This is a genomic window from Pleomorphomonas sp. JP5, assembly GCF_023721815.1.
In the GTDB taxonomy this organism is placed as follows: Bacteria; Pseudomonadota; Alphaproteobacteria; order Rhizobiales; family Pleomorphomonadaceae; genus Pleomorphomonas.
Window position 1 is genome coordinate 21,673 of the sequence record NZ_JAMDLI010000007.1, and the last position, 26,272, is coordinate 47,944.

General features: G+C 63.1%; 29 protein-coding genes and 1 pseudogene. 19 read left to right on the forward strand and 11 right to left on the reverse strand.

All coding sequences use genetic code 11. The annotated features are described in order from the left end of the window. Positions 1-105: 105 nt before the first annotated feature. Both M4J40_RS07080 and M4J40_RS07085 read left to right on the forward strand, forming a co-directional pair. Positions 106-1,395 carry an AAA family ATPase gene (locus M4J40_RS07080; RefSeq protein WP_251753231.1) on the forward strand — a complete coding sequence of 430 codons (1,290 nt, stop codon included), beginning with the start codon at positions 106-108 and terminating at the stop codon, positions 1,393-1,395. Between the two features lie 3 nt (positions 1,396-1,398). After that, positions 1,399-1,962: a hypothetical protein gene (locus tag M4J40_RS07085; RefSeq protein WP_251753232.1), complete on the forward strand. Its 564-nt coding sequence runs from the start codon at positions 1,399-1,401 to the stop codon at positions 1,960-1,962. A gap of 139 nt (positions 1,963-2,101) precedes the next feature. On the opposite strand, the gene M4J40_RS07090 is transcribed toward M4J40_RS07085, so the two are convergent. Continuing rightward, a complete protein-coding gene (locus M4J40_RS07090) occupies positions 2,102-2,602 on the reverse strand; it encodes a thioesterase domain-containing protein (protein ID WP_251753233.1) in 501 nt (166 codons plus the stop codon). Between the two features lie 520 nt (positions 2,603-3,122). Between M4J40_RS07090 and M4J40_RS07095 the strand changes: the two genes are divergently transcribed. From M4J40_RS07095 to M4J40_RS07115, 5 genes are all read left to right on the forward strand, one after another. Continuing rightward, positions 3,123-3,872 carry a nucleotidyltransferase domain-containing protein gene (locus M4J40_RS07095; protein ID WP_251753234.1) on the forward strand — a complete coding sequence of 250 codons (750 nt, stop codon included), beginning with the start codon at positions 3,123-3,125 and terminating at the stop codon, positions 3,870-3,872. Between the two features lie 69 nt (positions 3,873-3,941). Continuing rightward, on the forward strand, positions 3,942-4,178 hold the full coding sequence (locus M4J40_RS07100) for a hypothetical protein (protein WP_251754237.1): 237 nt from the start codon (positions 3,942-3,944) through the stop codon (positions 4,176-4,178). Positions 4,179-4,382: 204 nt separating this feature from the next. After that, positions 4,383-4,952, forward strand: a complete 570-nt coding sequence (locus tag M4J40_RS07105) for a hypothetical protein (protein WP_251753235.1) — start codon at positions 4,383-4,385, stop codon at positions 4,950-4,952. Between the two features lie 11 nt (positions 4,953-4,963). Then, positions 4,964-5,290, forward strand: a complete 327-nt coding sequence (locus M4J40_RS07110; RefSeq protein WP_251753236.1) for a hypothetical protein — start codon at positions 4,964-4,966, stop codon at positions 5,288-5,290. Positions 5,291-5,525: 235 nt separating this feature from the next. Continuing rightward, positions 5,526-6,197, forward strand: coding sequence for an outer membrane protein (locus tag M4J40_RS07115; protein WP_251753237.1), 672 nt, complete (start codon positions 5,526-5,528; stop codon positions 6,195-6,197). A 189-nt stretch (positions 6,198-6,386) separates the two neighbouring features. On the opposite strand, the gene M4J40_RS07120 is transcribed toward M4J40_RS07115, so the two are convergent. Together M4J40_RS07120 and M4J40_RS07125 are read right to left on the reverse strand one after the other, a co-directional pair. Next, positions 6,387-7,304, reverse strand: a complete 918-nt coding sequence (locus M4J40_RS07120; protein WP_251753238.1) for an arginase family protein — start codon at positions 7,302-7,304, stop codon at positions 6,387-6,389. Next, entirely contained in the window at positions 7,301-7,867 is a 567-nt protein-coding gene (locus M4J40_RS07125) for a putative glycolipid-binding domain-containing protein (RefSeq protein ID WP_251753239.1), read from the reverse strand. The genes M4J40_RS07120 and M4J40_RS07125 overlap by 4 nt, the downstream gene beginning before the upstream one ends. A gap of 186 nt (positions 7,868-8,053) precedes the next feature. Here M4J40_RS07125 and M4J40_RS07130 point away from each other — a divergent pair, with 186 nt between their 5' ends. Both M4J40_RS07130 and M4J40_RS07135 read left to right on the forward strand, forming a co-directional pair. Then, complete coding sequence (locus M4J40_RS07130) at positions 8,054-8,746, forward strand: response regulator (RefSeq protein WP_251753240.1); 693 nt, start codon at positions 8,054-8,056, stop codon at positions 8,744-8,746. Then, a complete protein-coding gene (locus M4J40_RS07135) occupies positions 8,743-9,915 on the forward strand; it encodes an ATP-binding protein (protein ID WP_251753241.1) in 1,173 nt (390 codons plus the stop codon). Before M4J40_RS07130 ends, M4J40_RS07135 begins: the two co-directional genes overlap by 4 nt. Positions 9,916-9,931: 16 nt before the next feature. Here M4J40_RS07135 and M4J40_RS07140 read toward each other — a convergent pair whose 3' ends face one another. After that, complete coding sequence (locus M4J40_RS07140) at positions 9,932-10,867, reverse strand: DUF535 family protein (protein WP_251753242.1); 936 nt, start codon at positions 10,865-10,867, stop codon at positions 9,932-9,934. A 215-nt stretch (positions 10,868-11,082) separates the two neighbouring features. On the opposite strand from M4J40_RS07140, the gene bla reads away from it, so the two are divergent. Both bla and M4J40_RS07150 read left to right on the forward strand, forming a co-directional pair. Continuing rightward, the gene (gene bla, locus M4J40_RS07145; protein WP_251753243.1) at positions 11,083-11,961 is read left to right on the forward strand and encodes a class A beta-lactamase; all 879 of its coding nucleotides are present in this window, start codon (positions 11,083-11,085) and stop codon (positions 11,959-11,961) included. 119 nt (positions 11,962-12,080) lie between these two features. Next, the gene (locus M4J40_RS07150) at positions 12,081-12,515 is read left to right on the forward strand and encodes a CBS domain-containing protein (protein WP_251753244.1); all 435 of its coding nucleotides are present in this window, start codon (positions 12,081-12,083) and stop codon (positions 12,513-12,515) included. A gap of 391 nt (positions 12,516-12,906) precedes the next feature. Here M4J40_RS07150 and M4J40_RS07155 read toward each other — a convergent pair whose 3' ends face one another. Then, complete coding sequence (locus M4J40_RS07155) at positions 12,907-13,671, reverse strand: SDR family oxidoreductase (protein ID WP_251753245.1); 765 nt, start codon at positions 13,669-13,671, stop codon at positions 12,907-12,909. A 96-nt stretch (positions 13,672-13,767) separates the two neighbouring features. Between M4J40_RS07155 and M4J40_RS07160 the strand changes: the two genes are divergently transcribed. The 3 genes and pseudogenes from M4J40_RS07160 (at position 13,768) to M4J40_RS07175 (ending at position 16,116) form a co-directional block, all read left to right on the forward strand. After that, positions 13,768-14,661, forward strand: a complete 894-nt coding sequence (locus M4J40_RS07160) for an AraC family transcriptional regulator (RefSeq protein WP_251753246.1) — start codon at positions 13,768-13,770, stop codon at positions 14,659-14,661. 31 nt (positions 14,662-14,692) lie between these two features. Further along, positions 14,693-15,146, forward strand: a pseudogene (locus tag M4J40_RS07165) (GNAT family N-acetyltransferase). 322 nt (positions 15,147-15,468) lie between these two features. Continuing rightward, on the forward strand, positions 15,469-16,116 hold the full coding sequence (locus tag M4J40_RS07175; protein WP_251753247.1) for a hypothetical protein: 648 nt from the start codon (positions 15,469-15,471) through the stop codon (positions 16,114-16,116). A 55-nt stretch (positions 16,117-16,171) separates the two neighbouring features. On the opposite strand, the gene M4J40_RS07180 is transcribed toward M4J40_RS07175, so the two are convergent. After that, positions 16,172-16,735, reverse strand: coding sequence for a GNAT family N-acetyltransferase (locus tag M4J40_RS07180; protein ID WP_251753248.1), 564 nt, complete (start codon positions 16,733-16,735; stop codon positions 16,172-16,174). A 178-nt stretch (positions 16,736-16,913) separates the two neighbouring features. Next, positions 16,914-17,891: an alpha/beta fold hydrolase gene (locus tag M4J40_RS07185; protein WP_251753249.1), complete on the reverse strand. Its 978-nt coding sequence runs from the start codon at positions 17,889-17,891 to the stop codon at positions 16,914-16,916. Positions 17,892-17,985: 94 nt separating this feature from the next. On the opposite strand from M4J40_RS07185, the gene M4J40_RS07190 reads away from it, so the two are divergent. Further along, entirely contained in the window at positions 17,986-18,414 is a 429-nt protein-coding gene (locus M4J40_RS07190; RefSeq protein WP_251754238.1) for an Rrf2 family transcriptional regulator, read from the forward strand. A gap of 153 nt (positions 18,415-18,567) precedes the next feature. Here the strand turns inward: M4J40_RS07190 and M4J40_RS07195 are convergent, their stop codons facing one another. Then, complete coding sequence (locus M4J40_RS07195; protein ID WP_251753250.1) at positions 18,568-19,368, reverse strand: TIGR02391 family protein; 801 nt, start codon at positions 19,366-19,368, stop codon at positions 18,568-18,570. Positions 19,369-19,714: 346 nt separating this feature from the next. On the opposite strand from M4J40_RS07195, the gene M4J40_RS07200 reads away from it, so the two are divergent. Then, positions 19,715-20,326, forward strand: coding sequence for a 5'-methylthioadenosine/S-adenosylhomocysteine nucleosidase (locus M4J40_RS07200; protein WP_251753251.1), 612 nt, complete (start codon positions 19,715-19,717; stop codon positions 20,324-20,326). 12 nt (positions 20,327-20,338) lie between these two features. Here M4J40_RS07200 and M4J40_RS07205 read toward each other — a convergent pair whose 3' ends face one another. Next, positions 20,339-21,058, reverse strand: a complete 720-nt coding sequence (locus M4J40_RS07205) for an alanyl-tRNA editing protein (RefSeq protein WP_251753252.1) — start codon at positions 21,056-21,058, stop codon at positions 20,339-20,341. A 197-nt stretch (positions 21,059-21,255) separates the two neighbouring features. Between M4J40_RS07205 and M4J40_RS07210 the strand changes: the two genes are divergently transcribed. Then, complete coding sequence (locus M4J40_RS07210; protein WP_251753254.1) at positions 21,256-21,996, forward strand: GntR family transcriptional regulator; 741 nt, start codon at positions 21,256-21,258, stop codon at positions 21,994-21,996. Between the two features lie 319 nt (positions 21,997-22,315). Here M4J40_RS07210 and M4J40_RS07215 read toward each other — a convergent pair whose 3' ends face one another. Continuing rightward, positions 22,316-23,920: a hypothetical protein gene (locus M4J40_RS07215; RefSeq protein WP_251753256.1), complete on the reverse strand. Its 1,605-nt coding sequence runs from the start codon at positions 23,918-23,920 to the stop codon at positions 22,316-22,318. Between the two features lie 68 nt (positions 23,921-23,988). Here M4J40_RS07215 and M4J40_RS07220 point away from each other — a divergent pair, with 68 nt between their 5' ends. After that, positions 23,989-24,279: a hypothetical protein gene (locus tag M4J40_RS07220; RefSeq protein WP_251753259.1), complete on the forward strand. Its 291-nt coding sequence runs from the start codon at positions 23,989-23,991 to the stop codon at positions 24,277-24,279. Positions 24,280-24,625: 346 nt separating this feature from the next. Then, entirely contained in the window at positions 24,626-25,450 is an 825-nt protein-coding gene (locus tag M4J40_RS07225) for a hypothetical protein (protein ID WP_251753261.1), read from the forward strand. Positions 25,451-25,512: 62 nt separating this feature from the next. Here M4J40_RS07225 and M4J40_RS07230 read toward each other — a convergent pair whose 3' ends face one another. Beyond that, entirely contained in the window at positions 25,513-25,938 is a 426-nt protein-coding gene (locus M4J40_RS07230; RefSeq protein ID WP_251753263.1) for a GNAT family N-acetyltransferase, read from the reverse strand. Positions 25,939-26,272 lie beyond the last annotated feature (334 nt).

The following is a 26,272-nucleotide window of genomic DNA, read 5'->3' on the forward strand; positions in this document are numbered from 1 at the left end:
ACACACATCGTATATGCTGAGTCCAGCGAGTACGCGTCGGGAAGGAGTCAGCTATCTGTTTCGCAGCGTTGAAACACTAGCTCTTTGACGCATTGTTGAGGCGAAATGATCAACGAAATTAGGCTCAAAAATTTCAAGAGTTTCGCCGATGGGGCCCTCAGGGTTGGTCCCTTCACCGTGATGGTTGGAACGAACGCCAGCGGCAAAAGCAACATGAGGGACGCCTTCCGCTTTCTGCATGGAATAGGTCGTGGGTACACGCTAGCGGAAATAATAGGCGGGAAATATGGCTCCGGCGGACAAGTCGAATGGGGCGCGTTGAGAGGATCCGCCCGTGAAATTGTCCGATTTGGAAAAGAAAAATTCTCTCTCGAAGTCACTTTCTCATATACATCCACAAGTCGCTATACTTACCATATTACCGTTATGGAGGATCAAAACGTCCGATCTGGCTTTAGAGTAATCAAAGAATTATTAGCTCCAAGCTACAGCGACTGGCTGGGCGAATGCATTTACACTAGCCATCCTGGCGTTGGAGATCCGATCAACAATCAGGAAGACGAGAAAAAACTGCTTCTTCGCATGAGTAAAACAGGTGATCAGCGTAGGCTAGGCGCGAGGCTAGAAGCGAGATCAGATCAGCCTGCGTTGACGCAGATTGCCGACTCAAAGCGTATTTCAAGGTATCAGCGGGATAGAATTGAATTCGCCGTTCAGCTTTTCTCTAGTATGCGCTTCCTAGACCTCGTTCCTGATGCAATGCGGAAACCCGCGTTCCCGGGGCAAACTGTCCTTGGTGATAGTGGAGAGAACCTATCAACGGTTCTCCAGGATATCTGCAGCGATTCCACAAAAAAAGGCACAATAATTGAGTGGATACGTGAACTCACCCCAATGGATATAAAGGACCTAGCATTTGTCCCGGACGGGATAACGGGTCTCGTTCAGTTGGCAATCGTCGAATATAGCGGGCAAATAGTATCCTCATACAGCGTATCCGACGGAACTTTAAGGTTTTTGGCAATGTTGGCAGCTCTCTTCGGGAGCAAGCCCGCTATGGTCTACTTTTTTGAAGAAATAGATAATGGAATACATCCATCGAGATTAAGGGTTCTACTCGATATGATAGAAACACAAACAAAAAAGCGAGGAACGCAGGTCATAACGACGACGCATTCTCCGGATCTGCTATCGATGATCAGCGATGAGACGTTCGAGAACACTTCAGTAGTGGCGAGAGCTTCCGGCGGGGCATTTTCCATCATTAAACCCGTAAAAACACTACCAAAAGCAATAGAACTAAGGAAAGATCAGGGACTTGGGCGACTCCACGCGTCCGGATGGATGGAAGACATAGTTTCTTTTACTATCGAACATAATCAGGAAGAGAGATAGTAAATGAAGGTTCTTATCATCCCTGAGGATTTCAGGAACGACCAGTACATTTTAACCCCAATCTTCAAGAAGCTTCTCTCGATGATGGGCAAAAATAACGCGCAAATTCGCGTTTGCCTTGACCCACTATTGCGAGGAGTGAGCGAAGCGCTAAATACAGATAAGATTAAACAAATCGTCGACAGATACATTGGAACCGTGGATATATTTGTCCTTTGCGTAGACAGAGATGGGGTTCCAGGAAGAAGGGCGCGACTAGACGAGATTGAAGAAATATTTACTGAGTGCACTATAATTGGTGAGAACGCCTGGGAGGAGCTTGAGACCTGGGTCTTGGCGGGTGTCGCACTCCCCAAAGACTGGAGTTGGGCAGACGTGCGCGCAGATATTTCGGTGAAAGAACACTATTTTGATGAGTTATGCAGACGTAGAAAGATAACAGATGGCCCCGGAAGAGGGCGAAAGGTATTAGGAGAGGAAGCGTCAAGGCGGGTCGATTTGATCATCGCTAAATGTCAGGAAGATTTTGGGAACTTGGCAGCTCGAATTCGACTGGCATGCGAGTAATTGTTTGGGGAACTAGAAGCGATTTGGGATGTGGAACTGTCGACTAACGGGCAAGTGCGGCCTAATCCCGATTTGGCAAGGAGTGCGGCTTTCGTAGCTTTTCCGAGTTTTTCGGAAAAACTTCGGCACCAAACTTGGGTTAGTCTCGCGGAAGCGTTACTGGTTTTTTAACGACCTCTAACTGGGCCGTCTCTTCCTCCCTCAAGAACGCCACGAACCGCCCCCGAAACACCCCCACCGCCTCATCCCCACACCTCAACGCCGCCTCGACCTCCACCCGCGCCTTCTTCCGGCTCTCCAGCGTCTTCAGGAACCCCGGCCAATCAGCGTCGGCGTTGATCGCCCCCGTCGCCACGAACTCCCCTCGTATCGGCCGCTGATACTCCATGGTGTTGGAGTGGATGACGATCTCTGTGGGCAGGCCGGCGTCGGTCAGGCGGACGTGGAGGGTGGACCAGGCCGCGAGGATGCAGAGGGTCGAGGCGCTGCCGCCGAAGCCGGTGCCCTTGGGATTGATGTTGGGGGCGAGCGGGGCGGCGAGGGTGACGGTGTCTGAGGTGATCGAGCGCACCGACACGCCCATCGCCTTGGTAAGCGGGATCTGCTCGTGCAGATAGATTTCCAGATCGTCTCGTTCCATCGCGGTGGCCGGCTCCAGCATCGAGCCCTGTCGGGCAAGGCGGGGAGCAAGCTATCCCAACGCCACTCCCGGGCCAAATGCGACCGATATCTCCGGCGGCGCCTCTTCCTGCCTGAGATCCTCTGCCTTCGCAGAGGAGGACAGCTTTATACATAGGAAACAGCGGGATAGTGCGTCGTTCTCTGGATAGAGCATCGCGCATCGGATGGCGCAACGCTCTCCGGCTGGTCTCCTGTTCCCATCATACTGTCCTCCTCTGCCTTCGCAGAGGATCTCAGGCAGGAAGAGGCAATAGGCCGATATGGGGCTCCTCCACCACGCGAACCGGTTGACAACTCCCGCCCCCGCGCTAACGTCACCCCATGACCACGACGCTCTCCCTTTCGACGTCCTCGACCACCGCCGCGCGGCGGTTGGTTGCGTCATGAGCTAGAGCCGCTTCAGACGAAACCGATCGACCCGCCGGATGCGAGCGGGTTTTTTTGTGCCTGCCGCGTCCCGCCTGATGGAGGACGACAGCATGCAGCGCATCGAAGCCGCATTGGCGGCAGCCCGCAAATGCCTTGCCACCCGCTTCAAGGGCGCATCGCACCTGTTCGTCGCCGGCTCGATCCTGCGCGGCGAGGGCAACGCCTTCTCCGATATCGACATGGTCGTCCTCTACCCGAGGCTCGAGCGGGCGTGGCGGGAGTCTTTCGTGCTCGACGGCTTTCCCATCGAGGCCTTCGTGCAGGATCCCGAGACGCTCGCCTACTTCTTGCAGAACGACGCGGAGCGCGGCGTCCCCGTCATGGTCGACATGGTGGCGAACGGCGTCATCATCAGTGACGCGCCGGCCGAGGCCGCCGCCATCCAGCAACGCGCGCGGCAGGTGCTCGCCGCCGGGCCGAAGCCGCTCTCCGGCGCTCCGCTCGATGCCCTGCGCTACATCCTGACCGATCTTGCCGACGACCTGCGCGCCGAGCGACCGGCCGACGAGATCGCCGCCACCGCCGCGCAGCTCCATCCCCGCCTGATCGACCTGATGCTGCTCGGGCGCAACCGCTGGACCGGCAATGGAAAATGGGGGCCGCGCCTGCTGCGGCGGCTCGATCGGCGCCTTGCGGAGGAAGCCGCCGAGGCGTTCAAGGACGCCGTGCTCGGCAAGCCGGCCGCGCTCCTGTCGCTGACCGATCGCGAGCTGGCCCGCCACGGCGGCGGCTGTTTCGACGGCTACCGCTCCGACGCGGCCGAGAGCGCGCGGCTGCCCTCCGGCAACGTCCCCCATTGACGGCGCGGCCTTTCATCACGATAGCTCGCGCGAACAGGCGGGCACCGCCACACAAGCGACAGGAGCAAAATCGTGAGCCAACCGACCGTGGAAGAGGCGATGGAGCGGGTTTACGCATCGCTGCAGGCGGACAATACCGATCTCGACCTGCACATCGCCACGCTCAAGGCAGCGCTGGCCGAGGCCGGCGCCAAGGAAGCCGTCTTCGACCCGGCCCGGCTGGCGCAGAACAACCGCTCCGGCCGCAAGCTGATGCAGGCCTATTTCCGCCAGCGCGGCGTGACGGTGAAGTTCGCCGCCGCCTGAGGGCGTCGAGGAAAGACGCCTGCGGCACCGAACACATCCCATGCATGGCGGCGGCGGCCCCTCTCGGCCGCCGTCACTCCGGAAGCCGGGCGCGACACCTCGGATGGGCCAGCGGCGGATAGGCCGCACGCCCTCGCCACACGCAAAAGACCGCATTCGCCCGCCCTGCAACCCTGCTAATCTCAGGGCGGGAGGACCGGTCTCATGACACTGACGACAGGGCAACTGCGCGATACGCTCGCCACCGTGCTCGATCTGGTGGAGCGAGAGGGGAGCTTCGATTATCGCCTGGTCGGCACGGCCGCCGACCTGCTGCGCGGGGCGCCGATAGAGCCGGCCGACGTGGATTTCCTGGTCAAGACGCGCGCCGAGATCGACACCTTCGCCCGGGCGCTCGCCGCCTTCCGCTGCCTCACGCCGCCCACCTGGATGGACTGCTGCGGCCAGTATTACGCCGCCTACGAGGTGGACGGCGTTGAGGTCGACGCCAGCACCGTCGAAACGCCCACCGAGTCCGCCTTCATCGAGTCCAGGGGCAGCGGCCCGTGGACGCATTTTGCCGAGATCGAAGCGGGCGAGCGTAGCATCAAGGCGGTGGCGCCCGAACTCCGCCTCGCCACCGAGCTCGGCCGCGACCGCAAGGACCGGGCCGAGATCGTCGCCCGCTGGCTGCGCGACCACGGCTGCGACGCCGCGCTTCTCGAGAGTGCGCTCGACGCGCAAGGCATCGACGCCGACGCCCGCGCGCCCGTGCTGGCGATCATCGCCGGCTGAGAGGCGGGATCATGGTTGGGCAGGCCGGCAGTTGGCAGCGGTTTGAGCTGAGGCGCCAAAGCGACGATCTCGTCTATACCTTCGTGCGCGAGCGCCTTGCCGACGGGAGCGCGGCCTACAGGCGGCAGGATCAGGACCTGTGGATCGTCCATCGCCCGGACTGGGGCTGGGTCGCCTGGGACGACGCCAGCGGCACCTGCATGGGCCGGCCGTGGAACACGCTTCCCTCCCAACAGGCCGACCATCCCCCGGAAGGCGACTGGGTCAGCCGCAAGGGCCCGAAGTCCTACGTTTACACGCTGGTCTATGTGGATCAGGCCGCCGCGACCTCAAGATGACGGACGGGCGCTGCCCCGCCCCCGGCGCCACGCGCTCCGCATTCCTACCGATGTAGAAAACGGAAGGCGCGTGTCCGTTTCGCATGCAACCTTAACCATCCATCAACCTTAATTTGTAACCAATTGTTCGACGGGGTTCGCTGCCGAACTCGTCGACGCGAGCGCTTGGTCGATGACGGGAAAGGCGCGGACCCGACGGTTCCGGCAGTCATCAACCACCCAGGAAGGGGAAACCATGCGTCTCGCTTATGCTGCCGCTGTCGCAGCTCTCACGGTATCGACCGCCGCGGCCGCCGATATGGACGTGCTTCGGCCCAGCATTTCGGACCAGCCGGCAACCACGCGGACCATCGACTGGACCGGCATGCAGTTCGGCATCACCGGCGGCGGCGATCTGACGCGTGCGGACGGCAGCAAGTTCTTCAACGTCACGCAGGATTTCCCCGGCTCCCACGTCAGCCTGTTCGCCGGCTACCAGGAGCAGCTCAACAACAACGTTGTGCTGGGTCTCGAAGGGGACGTGACCTACACCGGCGGCAACGCAAGAACCTTCAACATCTTCGACGCGACCAACACCTATATTGGCCAAGAGAAGTTCAGCACCGACTGGTCCGGGTCCATTCGCGCCCGCGTCGGCTACTCCTTTGACAACCTGTTGCTTTATACAACGGGTGGCTATGTGGCGACGCGCGTCGTCGACAAGGCCAATACGACCCTTGCGACCGGAACCTTCAACGAATACTTCCACGGCGTGACGATCGGCGCCGGCGCCGACTATGCATTCACGCAAAACCTCTTCGGGCGCGCCGAGTATCGCTACAACAAGTTCTTCGAGCGGCAGTTCGGCAAGCTGGAGGAAGAACTTTCCCAGCATGTCGTCAGCGTCGGCGTCGGCATGAAGTTCTGAGCCGGGCCACTTTTCGAGACAGCATCGCAACCGGTCGGAGCCATCCGGCCGGTTTTGTCATTGGCGCCTCCGCCGGCGACCCGTTCGCCACTTTCCGCCCGCCCCCCCCTGCCTCCGCAGAGGAGGACAGTTTGATGGAGGCGGGAGAGAGTTCGGCTTGCGACGGCGCTCCCCGTAGCAGTCTCTGCCCTACCCCTGTCGCACCACCGCGCCGATGGCGTTCGTCACCAGCCGCGCGGCGGTCAGCGCGGAGACGTTGCCGACGTCCGCATCCGGAGCAAGCTCCACGATGTCGAAGCCGACGATCCAGGCGCGCCGGCCCACCCCGGCGATCAGGTCGATGGTTTCGGTGTAGGTGAGGCCGCCGGGGCTCGGGGCCGCCACGCCGGGCATGATGCCGGGGTCGAGCCCGTCGCAGTCGAGCGTGATCACCACCCGCGCATCCTCGGGAATAAGCCTCAGCGCCGCCTCCACCCCGGCGGCGTGGATTTCGCGCGCCGTCACCAGGTGGCTGCCGAAGCGCCGCGCCGCCTCGATCTCCTCGGCCCGCGCGCTGCCGACGCCGCGCATGCCCACCTGCACGATGCCCTCGACGTGGGCCATCTCGCTCGCCCGCCGCATCGGGCTGGAATAGCCGTGGCGCTCGCCCAGAATCTCGTCGCGCCAGTCGATGTGGGCATCGATCTGCAACACCCAGATCGGCCCCCGAACCTCGGCATACCCGGCAAAGCCGGCGAGGAAGGGGATCACCACGGAATCGTCACCGCCGAGCAGGATCGGTATGGCGGATTCGGCGAGCACCTCGGCCGTCTGCGCGGCGATGGCGGCGCGGTTGCCGGCGACATCCTCGGCGGCGGTCGCCACGTCGCCGATGTCGACGCAGGAGACCGGCTCGTCGCCGAACAGCGGGCCGCCGAGATCGAAGTCCCAATGGCCGATCAGCGGCGCCTCGTCGGCGCTCGCCGCGCGGATGGCCGCCGCCGCCGTGGCCGAGCGACTGGGCCGGCCGGGATAGGCGCTGCCGTGGCTGGCGCCGAAGATCATCGCGCGCGGCTTCCCCTCGGCTAGGTGGCTCGGCAGGCCGAGGAAGGATGTGGGATCGGTCATGGACGCCTCAATCGTTGGAACACACCGGGATAGTCGAGCACGAGGCCGGCCGCGTCCACCTCGATCTCGGCCGTAAATCCGCTGTCGAGCCCTTCATAGCGATAGCGGCCGAGCCCTTCGAGGCGGGTATAGCGCTGCGTGACGCGCCTCGGGCGAAGGTCGCACTTGCCGTCGGGCAGCGGCACATAGGCGACGGTGATCTCGCGGCTCTCGCCCACCTCGAGCATCAGCCGCCGGATCGGCAGCGTGTTGGTGGCCGGCGTGATGCCGATGTCGACGTCGATGGCGCCGTCGAGCCCGGGCAGCGGCTGCCCCACGGCCGCGTCGCGCCAGTTGCCCTCGCCATCGGCCACCAGATAGAGCGAGGCCCCGCCCACGAAGGCGACGCGCACCTCGCGCACGCGGAAGGCATCGTCGGTGCGCACCAGATAATGCGCGCCATGCGGACCGCCCTGCGTGCCGGCCACCACGCCTTCCAGCATCAGGCCGGTCTCGTCGAGGCGAAAGGCGCAGCACTCCAGCCCCTCGCCGTCCCATTCGCGCCAGCAAACGGTGGTTGTCATAGGCCTCTCCTGCGATTACGAGGTGAATCCTACGGGCAGGCGGGGCCGGCGTAAAGCGCTGGCGGCGTCGGCAGGGCCGGAGCCGCCGCCGGCCCGCCGTTCCCGGTTGCGCGCGCCCCGATAATCTCGCATGCTCGCAACGTGTTGGCGGCGGCGCGCGAAACGGAATGGTGGCCAGGCGTTCAGGTGGAAAACAACCTTGTTCTCATCGTCGAGGATGAGCCGGCCATCGCGCGCATTCTCGAAGCCTATCTTCTGCGCGACGGCTACCGCACGGTGCAGGCCGCCGACGGCGAAACCGCGATCGATCATCATGCGCTGCTGAAGCCGGACATCGTGCTGCTGGACGCTCGCATTCCCAAGCTGGACGGCTTCGGCGTGCTGGCCCGCCTGCGCCAGACCAGTTCGACGCCGGTGATCATGGTCACCGCGCTCGCCGACGATCTCGACCGGCTGAGCGGCCTCCACCTTGGCGCCGACGACTACATCGTCAAGCCGTTCAACCCGCAGGAGGTGGTGGCGCGGGTGAAGGCGGTCCTGCGCCGGACCATGGGCGAGCGAAACGACAGCGTGCGGCGGTTCCGCGACATCGAGGTGGATTTCGGCAGCTACACCGTCGTGGTCAACAAGGACGGCAAGCGCATACCCCTGTCACTGACGCTGAGCGAGTTCCGCATCCTCGCCCACATGATCCGCCACCCGACCCAGGCCTTCGGGCGAGCGGAAATCCTCGATGCCTGCCTGCCCGACAGCGACGCCCTGGTGCGCACCGTCGACACCCACATTTCCAACCTCAGGCGCAAGCTGGAGGAGCTGGGGCAGACCGGCTTCTTCACCGCCGTGCGCGGCATCGGCTACCGCTTCTCGGATCCGCAATGATCGCAAGGAAACCCTGGCGCCTGTCGCTCGCCACGCTCACCGCGGCCGTCATCGCCACCATGCTGCTGCTCAGCGTCGGCCTGACCTTCATCGGGGTGACCTGGTACTCGACGGTTCTCGACGAAAGCATCACCAGCGGCCTGCCGCCCGATGCCGCCGCCGCCTATCGCGACCTGAACGAGCACCGGGTTCCCGACGGTCAGGCGCTGCTCAACCTCATCGAGCGGCTGAACGCGCCGGAGATGGAGGCGGAAACCGACCTGAAGATCCAGCTGGCCGCCCTCGTCTGCGGCCTGATCTCGGCGGTGATCTGCGCCATCATCGGCATCTATCTGGCCCGCCGCATCGCCCGCCCGCTCGAGGATCTCACGGCCGCCGCCGACGCGCTGAAGTCCGGCGACTTCTCGGCCCGCGTCACCCCCAAGTCCGGCGGCACGCGGGAGGTGTCGAGCCTCGTCGACACCTTCAACGCCCTCGCCACCAGCCTCGACACCATGGAACAGCGCCTGCGCTTCAACAACATGGCCATCGCCCACGAACTGCGCACGCCGCTGACGGTGCTGCAAGGCGGCCTGCAGGGCATGGTGGACGGCGTGTTCCCGCTGGAGCGCGACAACATCGGCCACCTGCTGCAGCAGGTCGAGGGCCTGGGCCGCATCGTCGAGGACCTGCGCACCCTGTCGCTCGCCATCGGCCAGAAACTGGTGATGCAGCGCCAGCCCATCGACGCGGCCGAGGTCGTTCGGGCGGTCCTCGCCGTCGCCCGGCCGATGCTGGACGAGCACGGCATCGCGGTCGAAACCGACCTCCGCCCGGCGCCGATGGCCGCCGACCCCTCGCGGCTCCGTCAGGCCGTGCTGGCGCTATTGGACAACGCCTGCCGCTATGCCGGGGGCGGCCGCTGGCTGCGCTGCGAGACGGCGCCCTCGCCCGACGGCGGCGCGGTCATCCGCATTCTCGACCGTGGCCCCGGTTTCCCCGAGGACATGGACGCGGTGGCCGTCAATCCCTTCTGGCGCGGCGATCCGTCGCGGTCGCGCGCCACCGGCGGCACCGGGCTGGGCCTGTCGGTGGTTCAGGCCATCGCCATCGCCCACGGCGGTCGCCTGGAGTTCGCCAACCGGCCGGACGGCGGGGCGACGGTCGCCATCCATCTCCGTCCGCAATGAGGTCCGCCGCCAACGGTCAGCGAAACGCCTCGCCGAGCGCCATGAACCGCGCCTTGCTGGCATTGCGCTTGTCGCGCCCGCCGATCCGCGACCAGGGAACCACGAAGCCGTAGGCGTCGTCCGGCTCGCCGGAGCGCTCCAACCAGAAGCCGTCCACGTCGGTCAGCAGCATGAACTGCCGCTTGGGGCGGCGGTAGCGAATGGGGTGTCTGGCGCTCGAAACGGCGTAGAAGTGCCTTGCGCGCCCCTCGGCCGCCAGCCCCTGGAGCACCAGCAGAACGGCCTCCTTCGGTCGCAGCCCGTGGAGATCGCGGGTCGCATCGACGATCGTCTGCCGGGCGTTGCGAACGCCCTGCAGGCTGCCGACCACGAAGGTGAAAACCTGACCGGCGTCTTCGTGGACGAAGGTGAACCGGGCCTTGCACAGCGTCGCCCCGTCAAGGCTGCGAACGAGCCGGATGGCGAAGGCGCCCTCGTGGCGGCCACCGCATTGATCGGCCAGCATCAACTGGCACTCGTATGCCCCGCTGCGGCCCCGCACCTCGCCCATCGACAGCCGTTCGCCCTGCCAGAGCCGCACCATGGTGTCGCGCGACAGGATTGTCGCGGCGATCGAGAAATGGCCGGTCAGCAGGCCGAGCCGCTGCCAGCCCTTCAGCCGGTGGACGAGAAACTTGGTGAGCGGCTTCTGCATGAGGTCGTCATGCGGCAGCGGATAGCCGTGCGATGCGGCAAAGCGCGCCAGCCATCGCCACCACGCAAGGCTCAGCGGCGGATTGGCGACGAAGCGGATCCAGAGCAGAACGCTCCGCTTCCAGGTGAGCCGCGTGAAGGCAGTCAGAATGCGCCAGACCATGGCGCGCCGAAGATCGGTCGCCTCGCCGCCGGGCCGCGATGCCGGGGCGCAAGGCGCGCCACGGGGCAACGGGTCTTCGGTGGAAAGGGCGTTCATCTTCTCCAAATGCATGTGCAGACATCCCGTGCGAGCCCCCCCGGGGCGCTGCTCTGCATCGGCATTGTCAAGGTTCTGCGAAGATCCGGTCTCCCTTTCGTCGGCATGCGCCGGCTTTGCCCGAGGGCCGCTCCCCCTGCCCCACAACCGCCACATCCGGGGTCAGGATCGCCGTCCGGGGCTCCATGAATCGATAAAACAAGCAAGAGGCATTGATGCGCGATCTTCTTTTCCCAACCCGCCGAACGCTGCTCGGCACCGCCGCCACCGCCGGTCTCGGCCTGATGCTCGCCGGCAAGGCGCTGGCCGCCGAGGACGACTTCGCCGCGCTGGAAAAGCGGAGCGGCGGCCGGCTCGGCGTCTCCGCGCTCGACAAGGCCACCGGCGCCCGCATCGCCCACCGCGCGGGCGAGCGCTTCGCCATGTGCTCGACGTTCAAGGTGTTGGCCGCCGCCGCCGTGCTCGCCGCCGTCGACAAGGGCGAGACGACGCTGGACAAGTCGATCCCCTACGGCAAGGCCGACCTCCTCGACTACGCCCCCGTCGCCAAGGAGCATGTCGCCGAGGGCGCCATGACGCTGGAGGCGCTCTGCCGCGCCGCCATCACCGTCAGCGACAACACCGCCGCCAACCTGATCCTGAAAGAGATCGGCGGCCCGGCCGGCTGGACGGCCTATGCCCGCAAGCTGGGCGACGCCACCTCGCGCCTCGACCGCGACGAACCGACGCTCAACACCGCCGAAGAGGGCGACCCGCGCGACACCACCACGCCCGAGGCCATGCTGGGCAACCTCGACGCGCTGCTCATCGGCGACGCGCTCTCCAAGGCCTCGCGCCAGACGCTGGAAGACTGGATGCTGGCCGGCACCGTCACCGGCCCGCTGATCCGCGCCGGCGTGCCGAAAACCTGGCAGGTGGCCGACAAGTCGGGCGGCGGCGGCAACGCCACGCGCAATGACATCGGCCTCATCTACCGGCCAGACAAGGCGCCCATCCTGGCCTCGATCTACTTCACCGGCTCCACGCTCGACATGCCCGCCCGCAACAAGGTGATCGCCGACGCCGCCGCCCTCATCGCCACCCGCTTCGGCTGACGGGAGCTTTTTTCCGGCAAAACGGGAACAATTGGTAGAGATGGCGGTTGCTCTGTCTCGGGCCGCGCGACGGACCCGTCGCGCGGCCCGAGCCCCAGCACGACAAACAGGAGGCCGCCATGCAAGTGAGCGAAGCCATGACGCGCAACGTCCGCGTCGCCAACATCGACGAAACCATCGAGCAGGCCGCCCAGCTGATGGCGGGGCTCGACGCCGGCGCGTTGCCGGTGAGCGAGGAGAAACGCCTCGTCGGCATGATCACCGACCGTGACATCGCCATCCGCGCCATCGCCCTGGGCAAGGGGCCCGACACCAAGGTGCGCGACGTGATGACCGACGACGTCAAGTATTGCTTCGACGACCAGGAAATCGAGGACGTGACGCGCGACATGGGCAATGTCCAGCTGCGTCGCCTGCCCGTCATCGATCGCGACAAGCGCCTCGTCGGCATCCTGTCGCTCGGCGACGTGGCCGTGAACACCGGCAACGGCATCGCCGGCGAAGCGCTGACCAACATCTCCCGCCCGAGCGGCGAACCCAGCCGAAGCGCCTGACGGCCAAGGCACGGAGGGGGCGGGTTTGCCGCCCCCTCGCTCAACGGGGAAAGCTGGGTGAGGTAGGAAGAGAGCCTGATAGACGCCGTTCGCATCAAGCGAGCGCAAACATGGCGGACGCGTAACGGGAGTCCGATATCAACCCCACCGCCCCATCCTGCCTGAGGTCCTCGCCTGCGCAAGGATGACAATTTATATAGAGGAATCAGTTGGATAACCCGCGATCCGCCATAAGGCGTGCATCGTGCTGCCATATACGGAGGGGGAAACCTCAGAGGCGAGGAGATACGCTCTATCCAATTGTTCCATTTATATAAATTGTCATCCTTGCGCAGGCGAGGACCTCAGGCAGAACGGAGCGCGACGCCCCTATCGCGCTCCCTCCCCTTCCTCACGCCAGCACGCGCTCGGCCCCCTCCATCGCCGCCACCGCATCCACCCCGGCCGGCAGGCGCATGGGGCAGGTCGGGTCGGTGGCCGCCCGCCATACCGCTTCGGCCACGTCGCCGACGCGCGTCACCTGGTCGGCCGGGTAGGTGCGCCACTCGGCGAAGACGCCCTCGGCGATCTCCGAGTAGGCCTCGGGGATGCCGAAGGCCATGCGCTTGCGGTGGTTCTGGCCGAAGGCGGTTTCCGGCGCGCGGCCGGGCAGAACGATGCGCGCGCGAATGCCGAAGGGCTCCACCTCCAGCGCCAGGCACTCGGTGAAGGCGTTCACCGCCGCCTTGCTGGCGGTGTAGACCGAGAGAAGGTGCAGCGGCGCCACCGTCACCGTCGACGTCACGTTGATGATGACGCCCGCCTTCCGCTGACGGAACTGCGGCAATACCGCCTTGGCCATGGCGATGGTGCCGAGCGTGTTGGTCTCGAACGCCAGGCGCACCGCCTCCATCGGAATGCCCTCGAGGGCGTTGAGCAGGCCGACGCCGGCATTGTTGACCAGCACGTCGATCGGCCCGGCCGCCTCAAGGCAGGCGGCGATGCTCGCGGCGTCCGTCACGTCGAGCGGCAGAACGCGCAGCCGCTCCGATGCCGGCAGGATGTCCTCGCGCGGCTCGCGCATGGTGGCGATGACGTTCCAGCCGCGTTCGAGGAACAGGCGCGCCGTTTCGAGCCCGAAGCCCGAGGAGCAGCCGGTGATCAGAACCGTTGTCATGGGATGTCCTTTCATGTTGCGGTCGTTTGAGAATAGATCGCAGCATCAGGACGTGCTACGATGCTTCGTCCGCATTTCTTTTGCATAAGTCCCGATATGACCGACCCCCTCGCCGAAGTCGTCACCCTGTTGCAGCCCAGCGCCTCCTTCTCCAAGCTGGCCAGCACCGCCGGCCCCTGGCGCGTGACGCGCTCGGATGCCGGCCGCCCCTTCTACTGCGCCATACTGGAAGGCCGCTGCCGCCTCATCGTCGACGATCGGCCGCCGATCATTCTCGAACAGGGCGACTTCCTGCTGCTGCCCTCGGCCAACGACTTCAGCATGTCCAGCCTCGAACCGCCGCCGGAGGGCGAGCCGACCCCGCACCTGGAAGTGGGCCCGCGCCATTACCGGCACGGGCGACCGGACGGACCGGCCGACGCGCGCATGGCGGTCGGCTATTGCGCCTTCGGCTCGCCCGACGCCGCCCTCCTGCTGTCGCTGCTGCCAAGCCTCATCCATGTGCGCGGCCAACCCCGGCTCGCCACCCTGGTGGAGATGGTCGACGAGGAGGCCCGCGCCGACCGCCCGGCCCGCGACGTCATCCTCGCCCACCTTCTGCAGATCATGCTGATCGAAGCGCTGCGCGCCGACAGCGGCGCCTCCGCCAGCCCCGGCCTCGTCCGTGGCCTTGCCGACGAACGCCTCGCCACCGCGCTGCGCCGCCTGCACGAAAACCCGACGCGCCCCTGGACGGTGCCCGGCCTCGCCCGCGAAGCCGGCCTCTCCCGCACCGTCTTCTTCGAGCGCTTCCGCCGCGTCGTCGGCCTCACGCCCATGGACTACCTGCTCGCCTGGCGCATGGCGCTGGCGAAAGACATGCTGCGCCGGGCCGAGGGCGGCGTCGCCGAAGTCGCCGAACGCGTCGGCTACGCCTCCGCCAGCACCTTCACCATCGCCTTCTCAAGGCACGTAGGGGTGCCGCCGGCACGGTATGCGCGGGAGGCGTGACGCCCGCGCCAACACGAAGGACGCGCCCACCATGGTCGAGATCAGAGCCGCGACCGCCGACGACCTTCCCGCCATCATCGCCTTGCTGGCCGACGACGATCTCGGCCGGGGGCGGGAGGATGCGCGCCTGCCGCTCGACGCCGGCTACCTGACCGCCTTCGAGGCCATCTCCCGCGACGCCAACCAGAGGCTGCTGGTAGCCGACGACGGCGGGACGGTGGTGGGCTGCCTGCAACTCACCTTTCATCCCCGGCCTGACGCGCCGGGGCATGTGGCGCGGCCATATCGAGGGCGTGCGCGTCGCCCAGGCGCGGCGCAGCGCCGGCATCGGCCGGGCGATGGTCGAACGGGCGATCGCCGAGTGCCGCGCCCGTCACTGCGCGCTGGTCCAGCTCACCACCGACAAGGCCCGCTCCCGCGCCCACGCCTTCTACGCATCGCTGGGCTTCACGGCGAGCCACGAGGGCATGAAGCTGACGCTCTGACAGGAAATATCCCTCGGGCTTACCCGCCGGCATCCTCTGTACCGGCGAAGTCTACAAAACCACCGCCAAACTCACCTTCCCCCAAGGCGCCACCCTCCCCAACCCCATGGGCCTCTTCAACGCCGGGCTAGGCGGAGGCACACGCCGGGCGATTGATATCCGAATGTCCGCGATTGGGCCGGGAGCGGAAGGACTGTTTCTGTCACGCTTTCGGGCAACGCGGAAGCCGCCCAAATGCGTTTGGTGTCGAAGCTAACAAGGTGCTCGGCATGCCTCCGTCGATCGACTACAATAGGGTGAGAAAAGGCGGAGCAGTTAAGCGGTGACGTTCGACCAGAACATACAAGATCAGATGGAAGAAGCTCGCAAGTTGGGAAGCGTAAGCTCTTCTGATTGGAAGTCCTACACGTGGAAGAACGAACTCGCCGAGCAGCGCCGCAGAATTATTCTTCATCTCGATGAGGCGTTGGCGGAAGCGGATACGGAGCACAATCCCTATCACATGCTGGAGAGAGCGGTTGGAATCGCTGCCGTGTGCATGAGACGACTAATCGAGTGCCGTCTGGTGACGGATCGTTTTCGCGAGACGCCGCTTGAAGTTCATGAGATCGACGTTAATAAAGATGTGGAATGGCGAGAGCCATTCGTAAGCCGAACGTCGAGCGAAATCTTCAACAACTATGACATGACGGCCCGGCGGCAGGAAAAACGAACGCCAAAATTTATCTCGGACAAGATGCTACACGCCCGCGTCATCGGCGTTCTTTCAGGAAGTACTTATCTGCCGAACGGCTTGCTGATCGCATCGGACACGCAGAGCAAGACACAGCTATTTCACTTCTCACCGCTTGAGATCGCAGACCTGTTCGATGCCTTCTTACGGGATGAAGTTCGGCGAACTTACGATGGAGACAAGGATAAGGATGGCGAGTTTTCGGGGACCCGAAAGGTTTTCGCGATACGCGAGTAGTCTTTATTTGGGGAAGTCTCTCTGGTGGGGATCAATGAGGCTGACACCCTCCCCCTCAAACCCTCACCCGATAATACACCTTCATCTGCTCCGGCCGGTCCGACGGGTGCGGCCCCACCTGCTGCACCTCTCCACCCACCTTCTCGACGACCGCCCGCGAGGCGAGGTTCTCCACATTGCAGAGGATTTGCAGCTCGGTGAGGCCCTTGGTTTTGGCAAACGCCATCAGCGCCCGGAGCGCGGCGGTGGCGTAGCCCCGGCCCTGTTTCCAGGGGACGATGGAGTAGCCGACGTGGCCGGGCACGCCATAGGGCACGGCGCCGGTGGCCGGGACGAAGCGCAGGTCGGCCTTGCCGGCGAATTCGCCGTCGGAGATCCAGAGGGCGTGGTTGACCTCGGTCGTCGGCAGGGCGCTTTCCGCCGGGGCGGGAAAGGTGAGGAGCCGGTCGAGATAGCCGGCCCGGTCGGCCCTGAGGGCGTCGAGTTCGGCCGCGATGTAGGCGGCGTCGCCCGTGCGCCTCGGGTCGGGCGCCCAGCCCCTCGTCAGCGCGTCCTCATAGCCGCCGAGCGCATCGAGCGTCGGCCTCACCAGAACCGGGGGTGTCGAAAAGGCGGTCATTGCGGCGGGCCCTCCTTGCCACACCTGGAGACTCCCCGGTGAGTCTCCTTCACCGGACAATCGCCATCTCCGTTTCAAGACGCCTTTTGGGCTTGGAAAGCAACATCTTGCCACCTCGCCGCGCGCCGGCCGGATGATGCTTTCGTTGGAGGGCTCGCAACGGTCCGGTCGATGCCCCCTACCCCTCAACCTCCCTCAGGAAGGCGAGCAGCGCCTCGGTCACCGCCTCCGGCCGCTCCTGTTGCAGCCAGTGGCCGGCGCCGGGGATCACATGGGATCCGCGAAGGTCGGGCACCAGATCGGGCATGGCGGCGATGATCTCGGCCATGCCGGGGATGGAAAGGCCGGTGTCGCGTTCGCCGACCAGGAACAGCGCCGGCACCGCCACCTTGGCGCCGGCCATCGCCTGCTGAAGCTCGAAGTTGCGGTCGAGATTGCGATAGTAGTTGAGCGCGCCGGTGAAGCCGCTGGCCGCGAAGGCCGCCGCCATCCGGTCGAGCTCCGCCTCGGGCAGCCAGGCGGGCAGCGCCGCCGGCTCGGGCAGATCGGCGAGAAGCCCTCCGCCCCGCCGGACCATGCCGAAGGGGTTGGGCGTGTCGTCGCCGGGGTGGCGCGGCCCGGCCTCGCCGCTCGCCGCGGAGAGGATCTTGAGAAGCGTCCGGCGCGGGTCGCGGGCCAACTCGGCGTCGGCCAGCCCCGGCTCGTTGAAGTAGAGCGTGTAGAACAGCGCCTCCTCGCTCCGTGGGAAGATCCGCGACGGCGGCAGCGGCGGTAGGCCCATCATCGGCACGCCCAGCGCCACCACGGCGCGGAAGCGGTCGGGCCGCATCAGGGCCGCCTGCCAGGCGACGGTGGCGCCCCAGTCGTGGCCGACGATCGCCGCCTGCGCTTCGCCGAGCGCGTCGAGCAGCACCACCATGTCGCCGACGGCATGCACCACGGTGTACTGGTCCTCCCGGCCGGGCGCGTCGCTGCCGCCATAGCCGCGCATGTCCGGCGCCACCGCCCGGTAGCCGGCCGCCGCCAGCGCCGCCACCTGATGGCGCCAGGCGCGTTTTCCCTCGGGAAAGCCATGGCAGAACAGCACCAGCGGCCCCTCGCCGGCCTCGAGAAGACTCATGGAGATGGTCCGCGTGTCGATCCGCGTCTCGCGCATGGCATGGCTCCTTTTATTGCGTAACAAATGGTGTTACAGAATGACGAGCGAGTCAAGACAGCGTAACTTCAATTGTTGCGGAAAGGCGATGAGGATGCGAAGCGACGGCCGGCTGGCGCGCATGCTGCACGTGCTGGTTCACATGGCGCTGCTCGGCGGCCGGGAGACCTCAGAGCGCATCGCCGAGATGCTGAACACCAACCCGGTGGTGGTGCGCCGCACCCTCGGCGCCCTGCGCGCTCATGGCATCGTCGCCTCCGAAGGTGGGCGCGGCGGCGGCTGGAAGCTGGCGAAAAGCCTCGAGGAGATCACGGTTCTCGACGTGCAGCGGGCGCTCAGCGCCGGGCCGATCCTGCCGGCCGCCACCTCGAGCGATCATCCCTCCTGCCCGGTGGAGCGCGCCTCCAACGCCGTGCTCGTCGCCGCCCACGCCGCGGCCGAAGCGCGGCTGGCCGAGATCTACGGCGCCGCCCCGCTGTCCGAAATCGCCCGCGCCGCCATGGAAACGGCGAAGGGCGCCTGATCGGATGGCCCGGCGCGTCCGAAGGAGAAGTAGAAGAGCGGTATCACTGCCTCGCCCTTTCCTGCGCGAAGGCGCAGGACCTCAGGCAGAATGAGGCGCGACGCCGCTATCGCGCTCCCCTGTGTCCTAGCTTCTCCCCATGCCCCCTCCCTGCTACATCACCTGCGGCGTGCTGGCCGTGTCGAGGCGGCGGTGGATCAGCGAGACGAGGCAGAGCAGATCCTCGGCGTCTTCCCGCGTCATGTGCCAGTGCGGGCGCGCCTCGGCCTCGGACGGGGCCTGGACCAGGCCGAACACGCCCTTCAGGAGCGCGGCAAAGCCCTTCTGCTCGCCGATCAGCCCCTCGCAGGTCAGCGCATTGATCGCCAGGAGCGGTGGGGCGCCGGCAAAGGCCTCGTCGACGAGGTCGGCCCCGTCGCCATCGAGGCCGGTGCGGCGGCGGATCTTGTCGGCCAGCCCCATGATCGCCTCCTGCACGGCGAGGAAGTAGCCGTCGGCCAGCAGCTCCTGCTGGCAGAAGCGCATCACCTCCGGGTGGGCGTCGCGATAGGTCAGGTCGGCCCTCAGCTCGCGCGCCCGCCTGGTGGCCTCGCTGAGCTTCGAGGCCGTCCGCATCGCCTCCAGCTTGCCCTCGACGCTGACGGTGAGGCCGGCCAGCGCCAGCGCCCGGTTGACGCTGTCGCGCATCGCCTCGAAGCGCTCCGGATCCCTGGCGAAGCGCTCGGGCCGCATGGCGGTGCAGATGAAGGCCAGGATGTGGGTGCGGTCGTTGCGCGTCGTCTGCACGTCGGCGAAGGCGTTGAAAAGCCGCTGCCGCGTGTCGAGCCCGGCATCGGGATCGGGAATGCCGGCCATCTCGAACAGCGCAGGAATCTCGCCTTCGGTCAAACCGCCGGGCGTATCGCCGAGCGCGCCGGCTATGGCTTCCAATTGGGTCTGGGTAAATGTTGGCATGATGTCTCGCCCTGGCTGAACCGCCCGCGACTGAATACATTCCGGAGTCCAACTCGAACTCGCCGGCATCAAGCGAAAGGAACGAAGCCAGACGCCAGCGCCAGTAAAGATTCGGATCAGACTCACATCGGACAATGATTTAACCCGGCAAGTATGCTCCCCGTTCCATAAAGAACGAGTGCTTCAATAGTATATCATCCGAAGTGCGGCCGTCGTTTTCGCGAGGGGGTCGTTTTTTCTACAAGAGAGCGTGACGCCGGGGTTTGAGCGCATCGACGCCTCGCGGCGCCCGCCGATTTCGGCTACCGTCCCGCCACTTGCCGGATAGTCTCCAGAGGGGTTGAGGATGCGCGGAACGTCGATACTGTTTGCCATGGCCGCCGAGCAGGAATACGGCCCCGGCCTCCGGGCGCGCATCAGGCCGGTGATGATCGGCGTCGGCCCGGTGGAGGCCGCCGTCAACCTCACCGCCGAGCTCGCCGCCCGCGCCCATCGCGGCGACCTGCCCAAGCTGGTGGTCAGCCTCGGCTCGGCCGGCTCGCGCAGGCTCAGGCATTGCGAGGTCTATCAGGCGACGTCCATCTCCTATCGCGACATCGACGCCTCCCCCCTCGGCTTTGCCAAGGGCACCACGCCGCTGCTCGACCTGCCGGCCACCGTTCCGCTGCCGCTGCGCATCCCCGGCGTGCCGGAGGCCAGCCTTTCCACCGGCGGCAACGTCGTCTCCGGCGCCGCCTACGACCTGATCGACGCCGACATGGTCGACATGGAAACCTTCGCCCTCTGGCGCGCCGCCCAAAAATTCGCCGTCCCCCTCCTCGGCCTGCGCGGCATCTCCGACGGCCAGAGCGAACTCACCGGCTTTCACGACTGGACGGAATATCTCCACATCATCGACGAAAAGCTCGCGGCCATCGTCGACAGGATTCTGGCCGGCGAGGTGGTTGGCGGCGCTTGAGGGCAGAGGCCGTCAGCCCTCGAACCCCACTCTGATCCGCCGGTTCTGGCGGCCCTTGTTGTCCACCTTGAGAATGCGCACCGGCCTTGCCTCGCCGGTCGATTTGAGATGGGTGCCGCCGCAGCCCTGGCGGTCGATGTCGCCGATCTCCACGATGCGGACGTTGCCGTCGTCCTGGCGGGGCGGCGACACGGACCGGCTGCGGAAGAGGCCCGGCACGGCGTTGGCGTCGTCCCAGGGCATCTGAAAGGCGCGGATCGGCAGGTCGGCCCGGATCACCTCGTTGATCGGGCCGGAGAGGGCGCGCAGCCGCTCCACATCCGAGGCGGGCAGATCGAAATCCAGCCGGAAGGTGCCGTCGGCCGACAGCTGCGCGCCGGTCAGCAGCGCGCCGTCGAAGGCCTGGTAGACGATGCTGTTGGCGATGTGGGCCAGGGTGTGCAGCTCGGCCATCAGGCGCCGGAAACCGGCGTCGACAGTGACGCGCACCGGCCCGGCCACCTCGGCCTCGCCCTCGAAAGCATGCCACCAGCCGCCCGCCGCCGCCTCCACGCCGGTGATCGCCGCCGCGCCGCCGTCCCAGTGGAGCACGGCCCGGTCGGGCAACTGCCCGCCACCGCCGGGAAAGGCGATCACCTGATCGAGCAGCACCATGCCGGGCCGCGCGTCGACCACGTCGGCCTCCAGTTCAAGAAGATCGGAGCGGGTCTGATAGAGAGGCTGCGGGCGCAACGGCTGGCCCCCTTTCGTTTCAGGGCTTTGCGAACGTGATCCCGTTCCCTCGGGCCTCGACCTTTCGGGCGGCCCTGACGGAGGCGGACGCCCCGGCTGGGCGCTGCCCCTGAACCGCCGGATCAAGCGGAACGCTGACGTGACAATGTCGGCTCAGCGTGGCATGATTGGATCCAATATACAACTGGATATCCATCATGCCCAAGCGAGAGCAAGCCCAGCGGACGCGGGAGCATGTTGGCGAACCAGGGTCCGCCGGACGCGCGCTCGACCTGTCGGCCCTGATCGCCGAGGCCGGCGGCCGGCCCCGCACGGCCACCGCGTTCGTGGAGACCACCTTGCGCGCCGCCATCCTCACCGGTCGCCTTCCCGGCGGCACGCCCCTCCGGCAGGAAGACCTCGCGGCCGCCTTCGGCGTCAGCCGCATGCCGGTCCGCGAGGCGCTGCGGCAGCTCGAAGCGCAGGCGCTCATCGACTTCGTGCCGCACAAGGGCGCGGTGGTCACCGACATCTCCGCCAGCGGCGCCGCCGACATCTACGCCATCCGCCTGGCGCTGGAACCGGCCGTCCTCGAACGCTCGATCCCCCATCTGACGGAAGCCGACTTCGCCCGCGCCGCCGACCTCATCGCCGAGATGGACAGCGAGCCCGACCCCGCCCGCATGGGCGACCTCAACCGCCGCTTCCACATGACGCTCTACGGCGCCGCCGGCCGCCCCAAACTGATCGCCCTCACCGAAACCCACCTCACCGCCTTCGACCGCTACCTCCGCTTCCAACTCGCCGCCAAAGGCCGCTCCCACCTCTCCCAAGACGACCACCGCGACATGCTGGACGCGGCGAGACAGGGAGATACGGAAGGCGCCATCAGGACGCTGCGCCGGCACATCGACACGGCGGCGAGCAATATCGCGGCGTTCTTCGCGGAGAAGGGGTAAAGGGTGGCCGGTGGAAGGTGGGGGCGTGCGAGGCGGGGCGCAATCGGCTTCCGCATCGGCAAGGGCAGCGTCGGTAAGTGCAGCGTCAGCAAGAGCGGCACCAGAAGGGAGAGCGCCAGCAAGAGCAGCGCCACGGCAGAGCAGCCCCGCCTCACGGAAGGCACCAGCTCGCCGGACAGACGCCACCGCCTAACCCGCTATTTCCTTTATATAAATCGCCATCCTTGCGCAGGCGAGGACCTCAGGACGAGAAGCCTAAGAGGACATATCACGCTCCCGCATGATCCCTCCTATAATTTCATTCTGCTTTGTCGAAAAGTCATCCAGGTTGCCTCACGCTCGCAGACTTCAGAAACTCTACCAACTCGTTTCCGCAAGGCCCGTTTATCGCCTCCACCAAAAGCTCAAAAGCATGGCTCAGAGGGAATGAAAGGAAATCGAGCTCTCTGTTTTTCCTTAACATATCTACTGAGAATGGTCCCATAAACTCTTCGCAAACTCTCAGAATAGCGTGCCGTACTTCGTTGAGCGAGCCGGCGAAATCCACTCTCATAGCCTGAGACCGCCTTGTCCGTCGAGTATACGGTTCTTCCTCCTTGGCGAGGATCGCCCTTTCTACGTCAAATTGGTCAAAAGGAAGAACAGACACGCAGTAGAATTCTGGCTTACCTCCACGATGCAACATCCGAGAAAATCCGAAAACCTTTAGATAGTTCTTTGCAACCTCATCGATGCCGATGTAAGGATCTTCTTTGTTGTGTTGAACATGCAAACCACACTCCTCGACGAGTTCTCTTGCAGCGCCTATAGAGACAATTGAAAGAAGATCCTCTCTCCTGCCGCTCGCACACTCCACTCTACCTTCAAAGATATCTTCCCAGTCGAGAGAGCCAGAGCCGCTCGGCGCCAAAAGCCCCATACTCTGTGCATTTTGGCGTGTCTGTTCGACATGCAGTAATTTTCCGTCCCGGGAGAACGCAATCGTTGATGCGCCCAACTGATTTGACATTCCGTCCGCGTCATCAAGCGCAATTAGTCTTCCGTCTCGCATGAACTCGGTCAGCCCGTCTCGAAGAATCCTCGGACTTTTAGGATCATCAATATATATCTGCTGAAACGCCAGTTGGTCAGTCATAAGAGAACTACAATAATCCGTTTCCCTTAGGTGCACTACCCCTCCACCCTTACTTGGTATGTCGCTTGAAAGTCTAATCTTTCTGGAATTAAATAGTTTAGCGCCTTTGTTCGCCTTCTCACTCACAACATAAGACAAAAGTTGACAGTCATCAATATTATTTACGTTATAAGCTAAGTATTTTTCATCAATTTTTACGGGTAAGGCGCAACCAGATAGTCCGGACCTGAGCAGGAATGCATTTACAGATGGATCATAAACGCCAACTCCATGTGGATGTATGCGGATGCGCTCACTAGTGCGACTATAAGCCCTTTCAGCTTCCGACAAAGCGGTAAAGCCCTTAATTGTATACCGAAAATCTCTCACCACTAAATCAATCGGCACCTCTGTCGTCTTTAGTTCTGGCCAACCGATCAGTTTTTCTTCAGGCGATACAGCCTGTTGCCTAAGCTTGTTTAGTCGCTCAGAACTTATTCCAAGCACCTCACAATATGGCAAATAATTAGATGGTGTTGGATTAGGGATACCACCCCTCTTTAACTCAGAGAGCCTACGTGTTCCGTTACGAACTTTTTGGGACTGACTATCTGTCAGACTCGATTCTGAACTCTCTGGGTTAATGCCGAGACTTATTTTCACTACCTCAATTTGCTTCTTTCCAGTCGATTGGAGCTGCTTTTCAATTTCTTTTCCTAAAAGCATACCAAAGGTTTGAGGCATTCTTCCGTGTCCTTCCGTGAGAAATCCGCTTTCTCCGGCAGTGCTTCGTCCGCTCATCCTCTTCATATTGAGTTCAACGCGTTCCGAATTTCAACTGTACCCGGCCGGGCTTGACAAACACGAGGAACAAGAAAGTGAACAAGCTCCTGAACGTAGCCAAAATAGTAGCGAAAAGTGCATCCCGCAGCCTGGCATTGTGCACAGTGATTGCCTATTCTCACACCGGCTCCATGCTGCGGGCTTTGCCCAATTTGAGAAAACCACTAAACTGGATGAAGAAAACTGCAGAAGTCTTGACCTGCCATCATGCTCTCTATGCAGCGATGGCGGCTTTGAACGCTGGGCTTGTTCTTCACGCACTCGACAAATCGACATATACACTCATGGTTCTCTACATCTACTTTGTTCTCGCCGTTAGGCCGTGAACAAACCATCCGCCATAGGCGGAGGCTTGGGACGCTGCGCTTGGGCAACTAGAAGTAGATTTGTTACATCAGGATCGCAAAAGCCAGGCGGTATTTGCGCGCCCATCGAGTGGGATAGATGGTTATCGTCGACTATAACCTCCGTGCTTGCTCCACTGCGTGGCCCAAGCACGGAGGCTTCTGTTATACTGCATAGAACCGATCCAACCCTCCACCGTAGGTGGAGTTTTTCTTTTGGAAAAAAGAAAGGGTGAACGTCGCCTGCCCCTCACTATTGAACTTTAAGTACCTGCAACGTAAAATCAATAATTCATGTTCTAAAGGCACTGAACTCGGATAATAAAGCATGCACTTCGAATTATTACAGTCAGTTAGTCTAAACGGCAGCTTTGATCGAGCAAATGAAGACCGGATCGGAATCTCGCCACAAAGTGCATGGGTGATAGACGGCGCAACAGATCTTGCTGAACCTGGCTTGCTAAAAGATCAAGGAGGGGCAGCATGGATCGCTTTCACTGCAGACGCAGCACTCTCAAGCTGTAAGGAACCGGACGCTGCTTCAACTTGCCGCCGGCTGTTCGCTTGTCTCGCCGAGAAATTCGAAGCCGATAAGCAACGAGACATCCAAGGAGACTGGGAAATCCCAACCGCCGCCTTTGCCTTGGCACAAATAGTCAACGACAAACTTCAAGTTGCATGGGCGGCTGACTGTTATGTTCTGCATGTCTCCGGCTTAGTGTACTCATGGTGCACAGAGCCCCCCAAAACGAGTAGCGAATCCAACGAAGCACGTGCTTTGGGAGTTGGTATTGGAGCCCAAAGAGTTCGTTCAAAGGTCACCATCGAAAACCGTCGGGCAAAGCGATGCAGCCCAGACTATACTGCCCTCAGCCCAGATACAGAAGCATCAACTCGCTCCACAAACTGTACTTCCACTTCCATCCAAGACGGAGATAATCTATTAATTATGAGTGATGGGTTCGCAAATATCATTGATATTTATGGCGCTTATGACACAGATAGCTTGATCGAAGCCATCCGGGCCAAAGGCCTAGCATGTTTAGCCAGCGAACTCAGAACCATAGAACAAGAGGATGCCGCTTGTGTCAAATTTCCGCGTTTCAAGATAGGGGATGATGCAACCGCTTTGTGGATACGGATTATTGGATAGTAATTCATTCATTGCTAGGCCCTGCGATTGTGTAATTCTCAAGTTTGGCTTCAGCTCAAACGTTAGAAAACGCACCTATAAACGTTGGTGGTTCTAGTTTCAAATCCCAAACGTTTGTACATTTCATTCGCGACAACGCGAGAAGCATGCGAAGTGAGATCCACACCAGTCGCACCGTTTTCAAAAGCCACGCGCAGAGCATGATTAACCAATTGCTTGCCAGCCCCCTTACCTCTTGCCGCTTCTGCAACAACCAAGTCTTCAATTCTCGCCCTGATTCCGGTTGGAATTCTGAATATAACAAGAGTCAAAGTTCCAATAAAAAAACCGGATTCTTCAGCAAGAAATAGAATAGTCCCCTCATCTCTAATAATATCTTCCAAATCGTCGGCTGATATTAAGGACGAAGAAGGTGAAAGCTGAGGGACTAGATAGTTCATCGCCTCAAGAATATTGTCCGAGATTTGTTTAATCTCCACTATCTTCACGGGACAAGACCCCCCTCATTTATATCATTCGCGAGCACAAAACAAAGCTCATCTCATTTACCGTGACGAGGTTTGAGACAGGCATATGCAGCGCAAGATGTTAAAGTGGATAGAACATGGCTGTCTATCCCGTCCCCTCACCCTCTGTTACAGCCCCGCCATGATGGCTAATACCGTTCCGACCGTTGAACTTCTAGCCATCGCTCGAAAGAAAATTCCCTCCGCCTTCGATAGTGGCCGGATTTACACGGACGGCTGTCCCCCTGCTGAGGACTGAGGTCGAGCGCCGTCTTGGACACGTGGATCGCCTTTCCTCTTCCTCCAGGCCGGGCCC

Bases quoted from the DNA above. Each gene is read 5' to 3' on its own strand.
- M4J40_RS07150 (WP_251753244.1), top strand. From the start codon at position 12,081: ATGCAAGTGAGCGAAGCCATGACGCGCAACGTCCGCGTCGCCAACATC.
- M4J40_RS07090 (WP_251753233.1), bottom strand. From the start codon at position 2,602: ATGGAACGAGACGATCTGGAAATCTATCTGCACGAGCAGATCCCGCTT.
- M4J40_RS07120 (WP_251753238.1), bottom strand. From the start codon at position 7,304: ATGACCGATCCCACATCCTTCCTCGGCCTGCCGAGCCACCTAGCCGAG.
- M4J40_RS07155 (WP_251753245.1), bottom strand. From the start codon at position 13,671: ATGACAACGGTTCTGATCACCGGCTGCTCCTCGGGCTTCGGGCTCGAA.
- M4J40_RS07140 (WP_251753242.1), bottom strand. From the start codon at position 10,867: ATGAACGCCCTTTCCACCGAAGACCCGTTGCCCCGTGGCGCGCCTTGC.
- M4J40_RS07085 (WP_251753232.1), top strand. From the start codon at position 1,399: ATGAAGGTTCTTATCATCCCTGAGGATTTCAGGAACGACCAGTACATT.
- M4J40_RS07110 (WP_251753236.1), top strand. From the start codon at position 4,964: ATGGTTGGGCAGGCCGGCAGTTGGCAGCGGTTTGAGCTGAGGCGCCAA.
- M4J40_RS07190 (WP_251754238.1), top strand. From the start codon at position 17,986: ATGCGAAGCGACGGCCGGCTGGCGCGCATGCTGCACGTGCTGGTTCAC.
- M4J40_RS07105 (WP_251753235.1), top strand. From the start codon at position 4,383: ATGACACTGACGACAGGGCAACTGCGCGATACGCTCGCCACCGTGCTC.
- M4J40_RS07180 (WP_251753248.1), bottom strand. From the start codon at position 16,735: ATGACCGCCTTTTCGACACCCCCGGTTCTGGTGAGGCCGACGCTCGAT.
- M4J40_RS07225 (WP_251753261.1), top strand. From the start codon at position 24,626: ATGCACTTCGAATTATTACAGTCAGTTAGTCTAAACGGCAGCTTTGAT.
- M4J40_RS07160 (WP_251753246.1), top strand. From the start codon at position 13,768: ATGACCGACCCCCTCGCCGAAGTCGTCACCCTGTTGCAGCCCAGCGCC.
- M4J40_RS07200 (WP_251753251.1), top strand. From the start codon at position 19,715: ATGCGCGGAACGTCGATACTGTTTGCCATGGCCGCCGAGCAGGAATAC.
- M4J40_RS07215 (WP_251753256.1), bottom strand. From the start codon at position 23,920: ATGAAGAGGATGAGCGGACGAAGCACTGCCGGAGAAAGCGGATTTCTC.
- bla (WP_251753243.1), top strand. From the start codon at position 11,083: ATGCGCGATCTTCTTTTCCCAACCCGCCGAACGCTGCTCGGCACCGCC.
- M4J40_RS07115 (WP_251753237.1), top strand. From the start codon at position 5,526: ATGCGTCTCGCTTATGCTGCCGCTGTCGCAGCTCTCACGGTATCGACC.
- M4J40_RS07095 (WP_251753234.1), top strand. From the start codon at position 3,123: ATGCAGCGCATCGAAGCCGCATTGGCGGCAGCCCGCAAATGCCTTGCC.
- M4J40_RS07195 (WP_251753250.1), bottom strand. From the start codon at position 19,368: ATGCCAACATTTACCCAGACCCAATTGGAAGCCATAGCCGGCGCGCTC.
- M4J40_RS07080 (WP_251753231.1), top strand. From the start codon at position 106: ATGATCAACGAAATTAGGCTCAAAAATTTCAAGAGTTTCGCCGATGGG.
- M4J40_RS07125 (WP_251753239.1), bottom strand. From the start codon at position 7,867: ATGACAACCACCGTTTGCTGGCGCGAATGGGACGGCGAGGGGCTGGAG.
- M4J40_RS07135 (WP_251753241.1), top strand. From the start codon at position 8,743: ATGATCGCAAGGAAACCCTGGCGCCTGTCGCTCGCCACGCTCACCGCG.
- M4J40_RS07210 (WP_251753254.1), top strand. From the start codon at position 21,256: ATGCCCAAGCGAGAGCAAGCCCAGCGGACGCGGGAGCATGTTGGCGAA.
- M4J40_RS07185 (WP_251753249.1), bottom strand. From the start codon at position 17,891: ATGCGCGAGACGCGGATCGACACGCGGACCATCTCCATGAGTCTTCTC.